This window comes from Caballeronia sp. ATUFL_F1_KS4A (genome assembly GCF_023630905.1).
Lineage (GTDB): Bacteria > Pseudomonadota > Gammaproteobacteria > Burkholderiales > Burkholderiaceae > Caballeronia > Caballeronia zhejiangensis.
On sequence record NZ_JALQEB010000033.1, the window covers coordinates 104,208 to 117,930 of the forward strand.

Consider the following 13,723-nt stretch of genomic DNA (forward strand, 5'->3'; position numbering starts at 1 on the left):
CTAAAGGTGAGGCTTTTCGGGAGCGCGATTTTTCTTGCGAAAGTTGCAGATCGCAACTAAATTAGAGGCATTTGGTTGCGCCTCGCAACCGATGGAGAGGACATGGACTTCATCGACACACCCGTTCAATCGCGCGACAAAACCATTCTCGAACTGCGCGAATTCTCGCGCAAGCTCGTGCGCGAACTGGGCTTCATGCGCAACACGCTGGCCGACAGCGGACTCGCGCCTTCGGCAGTTCACGCGATCATCGAGATCGGGGCGACGCCCGGCATTCAGGCGCGCGACATCGCGCAAATTCTGCGGCTCGACAAATCCAACGCCAGCCGGCAGATCGCGCGGCTCGAAGCGGCGGGGCTTGTCACGCGGCAGACATCGAGCGAAGACGCGCGTTCGTCCGAGCTGTATCTCACGGCGAACGGACAGAAGCTGCGCAGAAAGATCGACAAGTTCGCGACGGATCAGGTTTCCGACGCGCTGCGCCGCATGGTGCCCGAGGATCAGCAGACGCTCGTGCGCTCGCTCGCGCTCTACGCCGATGCGCTCGCCCACGGTCACGAACACAAGATCTATCACAGGACGCATGCCGCGCATACGGAAAGCGCGCGCATCGTCGAGGGATACCGGCCCGGCTGCATCGGCGATGTGGCGAGCCTGCACGCGCGTTTCTACGCGCATCACGCGGGCTTCGGCGTGTTCTTCGAGCGCAGGGTCGCGACGGAATTGGCCGCATTCGCGGAAAGTCTGCCGGTCGAAGGCCGCGCGTTGTGGCTCGTGATGGAAGGCGAGCGCACGCTCGGCTCGCTCGCGATCGATGGCGATCTCACCACGCGCGTCGCGCATCTGCGCTGGTTCATCGTCGACGATTCGTTGCGGGGCAGCGGCATAGGCAGGCAATTGATGGCGCGCGCGATGAGCTTCGTCGACGCGCACTACGACGAAACGTATCTCTGGACCTTCAAGAGCCTGGACGCCGCGCGCCACTTGTACGAATCGTTCGGATTCACGTTGAGCGATGAAGCCGAAGGCACGCAATGGGGCACATCCGTGATCGAGCAGCGCTTCATGCGGCACGCGGCGCGATGATTCATCGGCGCAAGACGCGCGATGTCGGCCCTAGTCGTTGCGCGAAACGGCGCGCGCATTCGATGCCGAACGGCGTCGGACGCGCGCCGCGATCGTGCTGCACGTCGAAGCCCATGCGCCACGCCGCGATGCGCTTGCCGTAACAGGTGAGCGTTTCCAGGGACTGCATCACGAAGACGATTTCCGGCAGCGTCTCCGCATACAGCGATTCGGCATCGTCCTCGCGGCCTTCGGCGAACGCGTCGTAAATGGCGGCCTGACGATCGAACGCGTCGGGCGCGACGATCAGGCCATCGCAGCCCGCACGCAAGTTGTCCACGAGTTCCTGGCCACCGCGCCCGTTGAACACCGCGAGCGTCTGTTCGAGCGCGCGCAATCGTTCGATGGTCGCGCGGATCGTCACGGCCGGGCCCTCGCCCTTCAGCAAACGGAAGTTCGGCCGTTCGGCAGCGAGCGCGGCAATCGATTCCGCCGACAAACCCACGCCCAGATATTCCGGCGCGTTCTGAATGCCCGCGTTCGCGCCGGTCCGTTCGAGCACCGACGCGAAGAAGTCGTAGTAGAACGCTTCCGGCTCGCCGCGTTTGGACGGCGGTTGAAGAATGAGCCACGACGCGCCGCGTTCGAGCGCATGGCTTGCGAGCGCGACTTGTGCATCGACGCTGTCGCCGGTGATCGTGACCGCGAGCGGCGCGCGACCGGCGATATGCGCGGCGCATACGTCGATCATCGTGCGCTTCTCGTCTTCCGACAGGCGATGCACTTCCGTCGCGAGACCGAGCGTGACGATCGCCGGCGCGCCCGCCGCGAGGGTCGCGTCGATCTGCTTGCGCGTGGCGTCGTGGTCGAGGCGGTTCAGCGCATCGAAATAGGCGTACAGCACCGGCCACATGCCGGGCGGCGGCGTTTGCAGGTTCGTCATCGATTGCCTCCGCTCAATGCGAATCGCGCGGCACGGGCGCGCCGCTCGAACCGACGAGAAAGTCCAGGTCCGCGCCCTGATCCGCCTGCAAGACATGCTCGACATACAAGCGGTAATAACCGCGCTTCGGCAATTCGGGCGCCTGCCATGCGGCGCGGCGCTTCGCCAGTTCTTCGTCCGATACTTCGAGATGCAGACGCCGCGCTTCGACGTCCAGTTCGATCATGTCGCCGGTCTGCACGAGCGCGAGCGGACCGCCCGCCGCCGCTTCCGGCGACACATGCAGCACGACCGCGCCGTAGGCGGTGCCGCTCATGCGGCCATCGGAGATGCGGACCATATCGGTGATGCCTTTTTGCAGCACCTTTTTCGGCAGCGGCATGTTGCCGACTTCCGCGAAGCCGGGATAACCCTTCGGCCCCGCGCCCTTCAGGACCATGATGCAGTGCTCGTCGATATCGAGCGAATCGTCGTCGACCTTCGCGTGCAACTCTTCGACGTTTTCGAATACGACCGCGCGCCCGCGATGCTTCAGCAACGATTGCGTCGCCGCCGATGGCTTGATGACCGCGCCGTTCGGTGCGAGATTGCCCTTCAGCACCGCGATGCCCGCGTGCGGCTTGAACGGCTTCTCGAACCGCGTGATGACCTTCTCGTCGTAGTTCTGCGCGTCGCTGACGTTGTCCCAGATCGTGCGGCCGTTCACCGTGAGCGCATCGCGATGCAGCGAGCCTTGCTCGCCGAGCTGACGCAACACCGCGGGCAAGCCGCCCGCGTAATAGAAGTCTTCCATCAGATACTCGCCCGATGGCTGCAGATTCACGAGGCAAGGCACCTTGCTGCCGAGTTCCCAGTCTTCGAGCGTGAGCTCCACGCCGATACGCTTCGCCAGCGCGATCAGATGCACGACCGCATTCGTCGATCCGCCGATCGCCGCGTTCGTGCGAATCGCGTTCTCGAAGGCTTCGCGCGTGAGGATCTTGTCCATCGTGAGATCGTCCTTGACCATATCGACGATGCGTCGTCCGGCCATGTGCGCGAGCACCTGACGGCGCGCATCGACGGCGGGAATCGCGGCATTGTGCGGCAAGCCCATGCCGAGCGATTCGACCATCGAGGCCATCGTGGATGCGGTGCCCATCGTCATGCAATGGCCGCGCGACCGGTTCATGCACGATTCGGCTTCGACGAATTCTTCCTGCGTCATCGTGCCCGCGCGCACTTCCTCCGACATCTGCCAGACGCCCGTGCCCGAGCCGATGGTGCCGCCGCGAAAGCGGCCGTTCAACATCGGTCCGCCCGACACCGCGAGCGCGGGCAGATTGCACGACGCCGCGCCCATCAGCAAGGCGGGCGTGGTCTTGTCGCAGCCGACGAGCAGAATGACGCCATCGATCGGATTGCCGCGTATGGATTCTTCGACGTCCATCGACGCGAGATTGCGGAACAACATGGCTGTTGGCCGCAGATTCGATTCGCCGAGCGACATCACCGGAAACTCCAGCGGAAAGCCGCCCGCCTCGCGCACGCCGCGCTTCACGTATTCCGCGAGCTCGCGAAAATGCGCGTTGCACGGCGTGAGTTCCGACCATGTATTGCAGATGCCGATGACCGGCCGGCCATCGAACTGATCGTGAGGTATGCCCTGGTTCTTCATCCACGAACGATGGATGAACGCGTCTTTATCGTTGCCGCCGAACCAGCTTTGCGAGCGTAGCTTCTTGCGCATGGAAGTCCCCTTTATCGCGCTTTCTTCATAGTGTGGGATCCAGTAAAAAAGGCCGCGCGGGCGGCCTTTTCAGAAACCCGGACACGTCGAGTTATACACCTCGCATACGCATCCGGCGCGCGTGCAGCGCAAGATTTGACGATCAGTCGAGCATTTCCTGCGACCTTTCGCGCATGCACGCCACCGCGATCACGGAGAGCACGCCGCAACCGATCACGTACCACGCGGGCGCCATCACGCTCTTCGTAATGACGATGAGCGACGTCACGAAGAACTGCGCGAAGCCGCCGAAGATCGCCACGCCGATGCTGTAGACGATGGCCGCGCCCGTCGCGCGCACCGAACGCGGGAACAGCTCGCCGAGCATCGCGCCGGTCGGACCGACGTTGAGCGAATGCACGATAGAGAGCACGGTGACGACCGCGAGCAGCGTCGTCGCGTTCGGCGATTTGTTCAGCAGCGCGAAGGCCGGCCAGATCGCGAGCATCAGCAGGATGCGCGTCGTCTGCGCGAGCTTGTTGCGGCCGATGCGGTCCGACAGATAGCCACCTATCGGCGCGACGATAAAGAGAATCGCGCCCGACACGCAGCCCGAAAGCATCGACGTCCAGCTCGGCAGGCCGAGCGTCTTCACGCCGTAGATCGACAGATAGAACACGATGATGAAGTGCGCCGACGTGCCGCCGATCGTCAGGCCGAGTCCGTTGAGCACCGCGCGGCCATGTTCGCGCAGCACGGTGACAAGCGGAATCTTCGGTGCCTTGGGCGCGGCGGCGACGTTTTGCGGCGGTGCTTCTTCCATCGTGCGACGCAGCCACCAGCCGACAGGCACGATCGCCGTGCCGATGAAGAACGGCACGCGCCAGCCCCAGCTTTCGAGTTGCGCGGTCGTGAGCGTCGCCGTGAGCGCGACGCCGGTCAACGCGCCGGCGAGCGCCGAGAGTCCCTGGCTCGAGAACTGCCACGATGCATAGAAGCCGCGCCGGTTCGCGGGCGCCTGTTCGAGCAACAGCGTCGTCGATGCGCCGACTTCGCCGCCCGCCGAGAAGCCTTGAATCAGCCGCGCGATCACGAGAATGATCGGCGCGGCGATGCCCGCTTGCGCGTAAGTCGGCGCGACGGCGATCATCGCGGTGCCGAGCGCCATCAGCCCGAGCGTGAGGAGCATCGCCTTCTTGCGGCCGGCGCGATCGGCGTACATGCCGATCAGCAAGCCGCCGATCGGCCGCGTGAAGAACCCGACGCCGAAGCTCGCCACCGCAAGCAGCAACTGGCCGACCGGATCGTCCACCGGAAAGAACAGCTTGCCGATGGTCAGCGCGAAGAACGCATAGACGATGAAGTCGTAGAACTCGAGCGCGTTGCCGACCGCCGCCGCCAGGACGAGCCGCGTGCGCGCCGCGCGGCTGGTTTGCATCGAAGGATTCGCGGGCGCGCTGGCAAAGGTAGGTGCGTTCATGATGGATTCCGAAGGATCAGTCGGCGAGCCAGGCTTCGGCCAGGCGCACCCAGTAGCTCGCGCCGATCGCGAGGATGTCGTCGTTGAAATCGTAGCCGGGGTTGTGCACCATGCAGCCGCCCTTCGAGCCGATGCCGTTGCCGATCCACGCATACGTGCCGGGGCACGCTTCGAGCATGAAGGCGAAATCTTCGCTGCCCATCAGCGGACGCGCGGCCGGATCGACGCGTTGCGCGCCGAGCATTTTTGTCGCGACATCGGTGGCGAAGGCGGTCGGTTCCGCGTGATTCACGAGCACCGGATAGCCGAGTTCGTAGTCGATGTCGGCCGTGCAGCCGAACGCCAATGCCTGCGCGTTCACGAGCGCGGTGATGCGCTCCTGAAGCTGCTTGCGCACGCCCGCGTCGAGCGCGCGCACGGAGAGCTTCATCAGCGCGGTCTCGGGGATCACGTTGCACGCCTCGCCCGCCTGCACGCTGCCGACGGTGACGACCGCGGATTTCTGCGCATCCACTTCGCGCGCGACGATGCTGTTGAGACCGAGCATGATCGATGCGACCGCGGGCATCGGATCGCATGCGACGTGCGGCATCGCGCCATGTCCGCCGACGCCGCGCACGGTGATGTTCACGCGATCCGACGACGCCATGCCCGGACCCGGCGTGAAGAACATGTCGCCCGCGGGCAGGCCGGGCATGTTGTGCAGGCCGAACACGGCGTCGCACGGGAATTTTTCGAAGAGACCGTCTTCGATCATCGCGCGCGCGCCCGCCTCGCCTTCCTCGGCGGGCTGGAAAATCACGATCAGCGTGCCCGAGAACTGGCGGCTTTCGGCGAGATGGCGCGCGGCGCACAGAAGCATCGCGGTGTGGCCGTCGTGGCCGCATGCGTGCATCGTGCGCGCGTGTTTGCTTGAATACGGCAGGCCGGTGGCTTCCTCGATCGGCAACGCGTCCATGTCGGCGCGCAGTGCGATGCGCTTGCCGCCCTCGCCTTCCGTCAACACGCCGACGACGCCCGTCTTGCCCAGCCCGCGATGCACTTCGTAGCCCCATTGCGCGAGCAATCCCGCGACGAGATCGCCGGTTTGCGTTTCCTCATACGCAAGTTCCGGATGCGCGTGAATGCGCCGGCGCACATCGACGAATTCCGACGCGATGGCGGCAATGCCGGGGATGACGGGCTCGACTGACAACATATGACGCTCCTTGCTCGATGCGATTCGATGTGTGCCAAGCATATAAAGCCGATAAGCAAACCAAAAGACGGTAAATTTATTGCGTGATGACTATTAGTTGTCGGCGATAACCCTAGGATGTCGGCCATGAGCATGAAATATCATCAGTTGCGCGCTTTCCTGACGACCGCCGAGCAAGGCAGCATTCGCGCGGCCGCGCGCAGCCTTCATTTGTCGCAAGCGGCGCTGACTAAGGCGATCAAGGAACTGGAACAGGATCTGGGCGTACCGCTCGTGTTGCGCACCGCGCGCGGCGTGCAACTGACGGCGTTCGGGCAGCAGTTGCGCGTGCGGGCGCATCTGATCGTCAGCGAAATGCGCCGCGCGGAAGACGACATCGCGCAGATGAAAGGCGCCGGCGCGGGCAGCGTGAGCGCGGCCGTCACGCCGACTGCCGCGCTATCGATATTGCCTCAGGCGTATCGGGCGTTTCGCAAGCAGATGCCGGACGCGCGCGTGAGTTTCATCGAAGGCTTTCCGGGCGTCGCGATGCCGCGTCTGCGCGATGGTTCGCTGGACTTCGTCGTGGCGGTCGTCGTGCCCGAACATCTCGCGCCGGAGTTCGATCACATCGAGCTGTACGAGAGCCGCTCGGCGATCGTCGGGCGCGCGGATCATCCGTTGCGGCACTGCACGTCGCTCGCGGAGTTGTCGGATGCGGAGTGGCTGCTGAATCCGTCGCCGGAAAGTTCGACGCAGGCGCTGCTCGATTCGTACGCCGAGCGCGGTCTGATGGTGCCCAAACGCGTGATCGAATGTCCGAGCTTCATCATCGCGCACGGGTTGTTGCGTGGCTCGGATGCGCTCGCCGCGATGCCCGCCGCGTTGCTGGAACATCCATGGGTCGGCGAAGGGCTCGCGATCTTTCCTATCGTTGATCCGTTGCCTGCCGTGTCGGTGCGAATCGTGACGCGCAGGGACAGTCCGCTGACGCCCGCTGCGACGTTGATGCTGGAGTGCTTGCGGCACGCGGCGCGGGGACAGTGAGGCAGGTGCGCTTCAAGAAGATTCCGGATTCGTGGAATAGACAGCGAGAATCGGGGCTGTGAGGAGGAATGCACTCACTTTTTCTGGACGATCATTGCATCAGTCGATGCCTATCCGAATTAGCGACTAAACTCCAAAGAGGCGTCGGTGCATGCGTCCAACGTCTGCGCCCAAACAGTCACGATCCAGACGTGCAAGCGAAGGAGGCAGACCCATGCCGAAAACCGTTCGAACCCCTGAGCAGATTCGCGACGAACTGCAAAGCCGCATGGCCAAAATCTCCGCTGACGCGCCGGGAGCCTTGCGCGTGCGCATACCGCTGCCAGAGCGGCATCCGCCCGACGCATCCGGCCGCAACTGGAACATCGTGCCGCTCAACGACCTCGGTGCGGACTATGTACATCACGTCGAGAAGGTGATCGAAGACATGCGTACCGAGTTCGTGCTGCCAGATTGACGCTGAAAGCATCGGCAGCACGCCAACAGAATATCAATCGCGCTTTTCGCGATCCCGCGCGGCGCGCTCTGCAATCGCCGCATCGACGGGATCGTCGCGTTGCCGCATTAGCCAGTAGACGCTGCCGAGCGCGATCAGCGCGGCCGCCAGTGCGGCAATGCGGCCCGGGTCCGTGGCTGGATCAAGGATGATGAACTTGCGCGCTATCGCGAGCATCGCCACGAGAAGCACTGTCTTGACCTGCACGATGTGATCGCGTCTTAACATGACGCGAGTGATCGAATGCTTGAATTCCATCGCGATCAACAACGTCATCACCATGCCGAAAACCGCCTGAAAGATCGCATGATCCAGCGGATCGAGCGCCCCCGACAGCGTCAGCGCTATGACCGCCCGAATCAACTGCCACAGCGATACGACGATGATCACCGAGATCACGACGCTCAGGATGTGGGCGATGATCTGCTCGAAGCGCTCGTAGAAGGTCAGCACGCGCCATTGCAGCCGATATTCGTCGAGCTTCATGCGAATCTGGGTTGGCTTGCTCATGGATGGGGTCGCAGAGAGACTCGGGCACGGAGTGACGCCGACATCGCGTAGCGAGCCGAAGCCGGGCCTATGACGATGAGCCATGCGTGCGGCGTTTTCTTTCGTCCACGTGCTGATTCTTTTCTCTTGTTTGCTGTGCACGATGCGTCACATCGCACCCCTCAGCAATCGTTGGGCCGCCAACGCTGGTGTAATGAACGCGTGCGCGGCGCGCCTGACAGCGTCGCCGGTTTGCCTCGGCCGCGAAGGCGATAGCTGGATTCTCGTTCAGTCGTTTGGAGCTCGGGAGTACGTCACAAACCACAAACCCCGCACGATGTTCAGAATCGCATTCTGAGCATGAACCCAAGCGTGAACGGAAGATCGCTCGAAGGGATCGGCGGAATCAGGATGATGTTCGCGCCGACGCGCTTGTATTCCAGCATGATGAGCGGCGCGGCAACCGGACCGACCGTATGGTTATGGCCGAGGCCGTAGCTGCCGTAGTCGTAGCCGGAGATGAGCCCGGCCATGACTGCGAGCCTGATGTAATTCCAGTGAAGGAAGTCCGGTCCCCACACGCCGCCGCCGTAGAACGACGGCTTCGACAGCGAATTGCGAAAGTAGCCGCCTGTCACCGCCCATTGCGGCGCGACCCAGCATTCCACGCCGATGCCCGGATTGAATTGCTCGAAGTCCTTGTCCGGGTGAAAGTGATGCGAAGCGACCATCGCGTCGAGCCAGAGACCGTCGCCGCACCAGCTTGCGTGCGCGGCGGGCGTCCAGCCCAGCGCGACGAGCGCGGCAACCGCCGACAAGTGCGCGCGAAACGTTCGGAATCGGGACAGCCATGTGCACATGTTTTATCCGCCAACGCGCGTACGGTGGCGCCGCTTTTTTGAGATGTAGGTCGAGGCGAACTCTACCCGATCGCGACATTTTCGTGTGTGCTGACGAAAAGTCCGTGACGGCTTGCGCGCGTTCGGATGATCTCGGCGAAACTTGTCGACGTTCTATTTTTGTTTTCGAGGCAATGCGCGATGAAGGCTTATAAGCGTCTCGTTCTTTTTCTCGCGGCGATCGCATTGACGGCGTGCACGCCGCTTCAGGTCGTGACGCATCACGTTTCGTCGAGTGAATCGAGCGTGCCGGCAGGACGTTATCAGCTCGATCCGCATCACTGGAACGTGAGTTTCGACGTCGATCATTTCCACTACTCGCGCTTCGTCATCCGATTCGATAAGACCACGGCGCAACTCGACTGGAACGCGGACGGAATGTCCGGAAGCTCGGTACGCGCGCGAATCGACGCGTCCAGCGTCAACACCAATGTGCCGCTGCTCGATCGCATGCTGAAAGGGCCGGACATGTTCGATGGCGCGCGTTATCCGGACATCGTTTTCGTCAGCACGGCGTTTCAACGCACCGGCGAAGACAAGGGCATATTGACGGGCGATCTGACGATACGCGGCACGACGAAGCCGGTCACGCTCAACGTGACGTTCAACGGACACGCGGTCAATCCGCTCACGAAGCAGGAAACGCTGGGCTTCTCCGCCGACGGACATTTCAGCCGCGCTCAGTTCGGACTGACGACGTGGTATCCGGCCGTCGGCGACGATGTGCACGTCGCCATTCAGGCCGAATTTTCGAAGGCGTCTGCGGACAACGCGCCGTGATGCGTGCCGCTCAGGCCGCGACGGCGGTCCAGTCGAGCACGACCTTGCCGCTGTTGCCGGAGAGCATCGTGTCGAATGCGCGCTGATAGTCGTCGACGGGAAACGTGTGCGTGAGGATCGGGGAGAGATCGAGGCCGCTTTGCAGCATCGCGACCATCTTGTACCAGGTCTCGAACATCTCGCGTCCGTAGATGCCCTTGATTTCGAGTCCCTTGAAAATCACCTGATTCCAGTCGATGGCGGTCTGCGCCGGCGGAATGCCGAGCAGTGCGACCTTGCCGCCGTGATTCATCGATTCGAGCATCGCCGTGAATGCGCTCGGCACGCCGGACATTTCAAGGCCCACGTCGAATCCTTCGGTCATGCCGAGTTCGCTCATCACGTCGCGCAGGTTTTCGTTCGCCACGTTGACCGCGCGCGTCGCGCCCATCTTGCGGGCAAGTTCGAGCCGATAGTCGTTCACGTCGGTGATGACGACGTTGCGCGCGCCGACGTGCCGCGCGATCGCCGCAGCCATCACGCCGATCGGCCCGGCGCCGGTAATCAGCACATCCTCGCCGACGAGATTGAACGAGAGGGCGGTGTGCGTCGCGTTGCCGAACGGATCGAAGATCGCAGCGAGATCGTCGGAAATGTCAGGCGGAATCTTGAACGCGTTGAACGCCGGGATCACGAGAAACTCCGCAAATGCGCCTTCACGATTCACGCCCACGCCGACCGTGTTGCGGCACAGGTGACGACGGCCCGCGCGGCAGTTACGACAAAAACCGCATGTGATATGGCCTTCGCCCGACACGCGGTCGCCGATGGCGAAGCCGCGTACTTCCTGTCCCATCTCCACGATCTCGCCGACGTACTCGTGACCGACATGCATCGGCACCGGAATCGTCTTCTGCGCCCATTCGTCCCATTTCCAGATGTGGATGTCGGTGCCGCAGATCGCCGTCTTGCGGATGCGGATGAGAACGTCGTTGTGACCGACTTCGGGTCGCTTCACGCGCGTCAGGGTGAGGCCGGGGGCGCGTTCGAGTTTGGCGAGGGCTTTCATTGCGTTTGATCCTGGCGTTTGATCCTGGCGTTTGGTCTTGATGATGCTGCTTCGAAGGTCGCGGGCCTTTATGCGCATAAAGTCAGCCGATGACGCCGAGGGATCGGCCGACGCGAGCGAACGCATCGACTGCGCGATCGATCTGCTCCGGCGTGTGTGCCGCGCTCATCTGCGTCCGGATGCGCGCGCGTCCTTTCGGCACCACAGGGTAGGAAAAGCCAATCACATAGACGCCTTCGTCGAGCAGCGCATCAGCCATCTTGGACGCGAGTTGAGCGTCGCCCAGCATGACCGGAATGATCGGATGTTCACCGGGGACAAGATCGAAGCCGAGCGCGGACATCGCCTGGCGGAAGTGCGCCCCGTTCTCGCGGACGCGCCGGCGCAACGTCGCGCCTTCGTCGCTTGCGAGCAGTTCAAGCACTTTCAGCGATGCCGCGGCGATGTTCGGTGCCAACGTGTTCGAGAAAAGATACGGCCGGCTGCGCTGACGCAGCAAATCGATGACTTCCTTATGCGCGGCGACATAGCCGCCTGACGCGCCGCCAAGCGCCTTGCCGAGCGTGCCGGTAATGATGTCGACGCGATCGAGCACGCCGCAGTGCTCCGGGGTTCCGCGCCCGTTCTCGCCGATGAAGCCGACGGCGTGCGAATCGTCGACCATGACGAGCGCACCGTAACGGTCAGCGAGATCGCAGATGCCGGAAAGGTTGGCGATGATGCCGTCCATCGAAAAAACCCCGTCGGTCGCGATCAGCTTGAAGCGTGCGCCGGCTGCATCGGCTTCCTGAAGACGCGCTTCCAGATCGGCGAGGTCGTTGTTTTTATAGCGCAGACGCCGGGCCTTCGAGAGCCGCACGCCGTCGATGATGCTGGCGTGATTCAGTTCGTCGCTGATGATCGCGTCTTCTTCGGTCAGCAGCGTTTCGAAGAGGCCGCCATTTGCATCGAAGCAACTCGAATAAAGAATGGCGTCGTCCGTTTCGAGAAAACGCGCGATCGCCTGTTCGAGTTCCTTGTGCACGGTCTGCGTGCCGCAGATGAAACGCACGGACGCCATGCCGAAACCATCGGCGTCCAGTCCGTCCTTCGCGGCCTCGATCAGCCGGCGATCGTCCGCGAGACCCAGGTAGTTGTTCGCGCAGAAGTTAAGCACCGCCGCGCCGTTCGCGAGCCGAATGTCCGACGACTGCGGACTCGCGATGACGCGCTCTGTCTTGTAGAACCCCGCAGCGCGAATTTCGTCGAGCGTCGAACGCAAATGGGAGAGATATCGGTCTTTCATCGCAATCCTTGTTCTGGGCCTGCCAATGCAATCCGCGCCTCGTGACTCGCGCGCGCCGTCCTTAGCCCTGTTATAGTGCATCCATCGCATCGGACATGTTCGATATTTCGAACGCATTTCCGATATGCCGAACACTTTACGGGATTGGTCGATTCATGGCAAGCACGGGTTCAGAGGGAAAAGCCGGCGATCTCGCGGGCGCAGGCGCAACACCGCCGCGCGTCGGAGAGATCATTCAACGCTTGCGCAGCGAACGGAAGCTGACCCTCGACGATCTGTCGCGCGCGGCCGGCGTGTCGAAGTCGATGCTGTCGGAGATCGAGCGCGACAAGGCCAATCCGACGATCGCCGTCGCGTGGCGACTGACCAATGCGCTCGGCATCAGCCTCGACCAATTGTTCGCGCAGCAAAGGCCCGCCGAAGCGATCCGCGTTTCGGGGCTGCACGAAATACCGACCCTGAGTGGGGACAACGGCGGCTATCAGTTGCGCGTGTGGGGACCGATTGAACTCGCCGGCAAGTTCGAGTGGTACGAACTTACCCTGCAATCGGGCGCCGCGCTCACGTCGAATGCGCACGAACCGGGAACGCGCGAGCATCTCACAGTGCTGAACGGTTCCATTGAGGTCGATGCGTCGGGTGCGACGCGTCGTCTGAAGGCGGGGGAAACCGCGCGGTATGCCGCGGACGAGGCGCACGCGATCCGGAATGTCGGGCGCGCGGAGGCCAAGGCGTTGCTCGTCGTCATCCACGGCTGATGCGCTGAGCGTCCGGAACTTTTTGCGCATAAAGTCGGCGCGCCGCCGTGCGCCCGCCAATAAAAACGGGACGCGCATCGAGCACGTCCCGCTCAAAGCGGCGCCGGAGTCGCGGCGCCGGTTGGCCCGTCTTACGGGTTCTTTTTCACGCTGTCCTTCAGATCCTCGCGTGCATCGCCCACGCCTTTTTGGACCTTGCCGGCTGCTTGCTGCATGTCGCCCTTGGCTTCCTGAGCCGTGTCCCCCGTCATTTTGCCGACGCCCTCGTTGATCTTTCCCTTGACCTGCTTGCCAACGCCTTCGGCTTGATCCTTGTTCATGTCAGTTCTCCCGTGGTTTGCAGCGCTGTTGGCCGCGCGGTGCCGTCGAACGAACGCAGAAACTGCCTGCGCGTTCCGCTCAGGAGTTTCCCAAGCACGGTTAAACGATGCGCTTTGTCGGCAGGCGCGCATAGCCGCGCATGTCTGAAACGCACGTAGGCGGAATCGCACATACACCCGGTTCGACTAGCGCGACGCTATTTTCATTGCAACAAGTACTGTATATTT

14 protein-coding genes are annotated in these 13,723 nt (G+C 62.8%); 5 read left to right on the plus strand and 9 right to left on the minus strand.

Annotated elements, in window-relative coordinates; genetic code table 11:
• Positions 1-102 precede the first annotated feature (102 nt).
• Positions 103-1,086, plus strand: a complete 984-nt coding sequence (locus tag NCS03_RS20305) for a bifunctional helix-turn-helix transcriptional regulator/GNAT family N-acetyltransferase (protein WP_250529664.1) — start codon at positions 103-105, stop codon at positions 1,084-1,086.
• Position 1,087: 1 nt separating this feature from the next.
• On the opposite strand, the gene NCS03_RS20310 is transcribed toward NCS03_RS20305, so the two are convergent.
• The 4 genes from NCS03_RS20310 to NCS03_RS20325 form a co-directional block, all read right to left on the minus strand.
• On the minus strand, positions 1,088-2,008 hold the full coding sequence (locus NCS03_RS20310; protein ID WP_250529665.1) for a dihydrodipicolinate synthase family protein: 921 nt from the start codon (positions 2,006-2,008) through the stop codon (positions 1,088-1,090).
• Between the two features lie 13 nt (positions 2,009-2,021).
• Complete coding sequence (locus NCS03_RS20315; protein WP_250529666.1) at positions 2,022-3,737, minus strand: IlvD/Edd family dehydratase; 1,716 nt, start codon at positions 3,735-3,737, stop codon at positions 2,022-2,024.
• Between the two features lie 142 nt (positions 3,738-3,879).
• Positions 3,880-5,196 carry an MFS transporter gene (locus tag NCS03_RS20320; protein WP_034472267.1) on the minus strand — a complete coding sequence of 439 codons (1,317 nt, stop codon included), beginning with the start codon at positions 5,194-5,196 and terminating at the stop codon, positions 3,880-3,882.
• 16 nt (positions 5,197-5,212) lie between these two features.
• Positions 5,213-6,394 (minus strand): M20 aminoacylase family protein, encoded by a 1,182-nt coding sequence (locus NCS03_RS20325; protein WP_250529667.1) that lies wholly within the window; start codon positions 6,392-6,394, stop codon positions 5,213-5,215.
• Positions 6,395-6,526: 132 nt separating this feature from the next.
• On the opposite strand from NCS03_RS20325, the gene NCS03_RS20330 reads away from it, so the two are divergent.
• Positions 6,527-7,420: a LysR substrate-binding domain-containing protein gene (locus NCS03_RS20330; RefSeq protein WP_033535848.1), complete on the plus strand. Its 894-nt coding sequence runs from the start codon at positions 6,527-6,529 to the stop codon at positions 7,418-7,420.
• Positions 7,421-7,634: 214 nt separating this feature from the next.
• Positions 7,635-7,877 (plus strand): hypothetical protein, encoded by a 243-nt coding sequence (locus NCS03_RS20335; protein ID WP_008354219.1) that lies wholly within the window; start codon positions 7,635-7,637, stop codon positions 7,875-7,877.
• Between the two features lie 33 nt (positions 7,878-7,910).
• On the opposite strand, the gene NCS03_RS20340 is transcribed toward NCS03_RS20335, so the two are convergent.
• The gene (locus NCS03_RS20340; protein ID WP_008354218.1) at positions 7,911-8,402 is read right to left on the minus strand and encodes a phosphate-starvation-inducible PsiE family protein; all 492 of its coding nucleotides are present in this window, start codon (positions 8,400-8,402) and stop codon (positions 7,911-7,913) included.
• Positions 8,403-8,746: 344 nt separating this feature from the next.
• The gene (locus NCS03_RS20345; protein ID WP_250436296.1) at positions 8,747-9,265 is read right to left on the minus strand and encodes a hypothetical protein; all 519 of its coding nucleotides are present in this window, start codon (positions 9,263-9,265) and stop codon (positions 8,747-8,749) included.
• A 180-nt stretch (positions 9,266-9,445) separates the two neighbouring features.
• On the opposite strand from NCS03_RS20345, the gene NCS03_RS20350 reads away from it, so the two are divergent.
• Entirely contained in the window at positions 9,446-10,084 is a 639-nt protein-coding gene (locus NCS03_RS20350; protein WP_034472270.1) for a YceI family protein, read from the plus strand.
• 10 nt (positions 10,085-10,094) lie between these two features.
• Here NCS03_RS20350 and tdh read toward each other — a convergent pair whose 3' ends face one another.
• Entirely contained in the window at positions 10,095-11,132 is a 1,038-nt protein-coding gene (gene tdh, locus NCS03_RS20355; protein WP_008354214.1) for an L-threonine 3-dehydrogenase, read from the minus strand.
• Positions 11,133-11,214: 82 nt separating this feature from the next.
• Positions 11,215-12,417, minus strand: coding sequence for a glycine C-acetyltransferase (locus NCS03_RS20360; protein WP_250529668.1), 1,203 nt, complete (start codon positions 12,415-12,417; stop codon positions 11,215-11,217).
• 155 nt (positions 12,418-12,572) lie between these two features.
• Here NCS03_RS20360 and NCS03_RS20365 point away from each other — a divergent pair, with 155 nt between their 5' ends.
• The gene (locus NCS03_RS20365; protein ID WP_250436298.1) at positions 12,573-13,175 is read left to right on the plus strand and encodes a helix-turn-helix domain-containing protein; all 603 of its coding nucleotides are present in this window, start codon (positions 12,573-12,575) and stop codon (positions 13,173-13,175) included.
• A gap of 131 nt (positions 13,176-13,306) precedes the next feature.
• Here the strand turns inward: NCS03_RS20365 and NCS03_RS20370 are convergent, their stop codons facing one another.
• Positions 13,307-13,495: a CsbD family protein gene (locus tag NCS03_RS20370; RefSeq protein WP_008354211.1), complete on the minus strand. Its 189-nt coding sequence runs from the start codon at positions 13,493-13,495 to the stop codon at positions 13,307-13,309.
• Between the last annotated feature and the right edge of the window lie 228 nt (positions 13,496-13,723).

Coding starts and splice junctions, on each gene's coding strand:
- NCS03_RS20350 (WP_034472270.1), top strand. CDS start 9,446: ATGAAGGCTTATAAGCGTCTCGTTCTTTTTCTCGCGGCGATCGCATTG.
- NCS03_RS20315 (WP_250529666.1), bottom strand. CDS start 3,737: ATGCGCAAGAAGCTACGCTCGCAAAGCTGGTTCGGCGGCAACGATAAA.
- NCS03_RS20345 (WP_250436296.1), bottom strand. CDS start 9,265: ATGTGCACATGGCTGTCCCGATTCCGAACGTTTCGCGCGCACTTGTCG.
- tdh (WP_008354214.1), bottom strand. CDS start 11,132: ATGAAAGCCCTCGCCAAACTCGAACGCGCCCCCGGCCTCACCCTGACG.
- NCS03_RS20310 (WP_250529665.1), bottom strand. CDS start 2,008: ATGACGAACCTGCAAACGCCGCCGCCCGGCATGTGGCCGGTGCTGTAC.
- NCS03_RS20330 (WP_033535848.1), top strand. CDS start 6,527: ATGAAATATCATCAGTTGCGCGCTTTCCTGACGACCGCCGAGCAAGGC.
- NCS03_RS20365 (WP_250436298.1), top strand. CDS start 12,573: ATGGCAAGCACGGGTTCAGAGGGAAAAGCCGGCGATCTCGCGGGCGCA.
- NCS03_RS20360 (WP_250529668.1), bottom strand. CDS start 12,417: ATGAAAGACCGATATCTCTCCCATTTGCGTTCGACGCTCGACGAAATT.
- NCS03_RS20325 (WP_250529667.1), bottom strand. CDS start 6,394: ATGTTGTCAGTCGAGCCCGTCATCCCCGGCATTGCCGCCATCGCGTCG.
- NCS03_RS20305 (WP_250529664.1), top strand. CDS start 103: ATGGACTTCATCGACACACCCGTTCAATCGCGCGACAAAACCATTCTC.
- NCS03_RS20320 (WP_034472267.1), bottom strand. CDS start 5,196: ATGAACGCACCTACCTTTGCCAGCGCGCCCGCGAATCCTTCGATGCAA.
- NCS03_RS20370 (WP_008354211.1), bottom strand. CDS start 13,495: ATGAACAAGGATCAAGCCGAAGGCGTTGGCAAGCAGGTCAAGGGAAAG.
- NCS03_RS20335 (WP_008354219.1), top strand. CDS start 7,635: ATGCCGAAAACCGTTCGAACCCCTGAGCAGATTCGCGACGAACTGCAA.
- NCS03_RS20340 (WP_008354218.1), bottom strand. CDS start 8,402: ATGAAGCTCGACGAATATCGGCTGCAATGGCGCGTGCTGACCTTCTAC.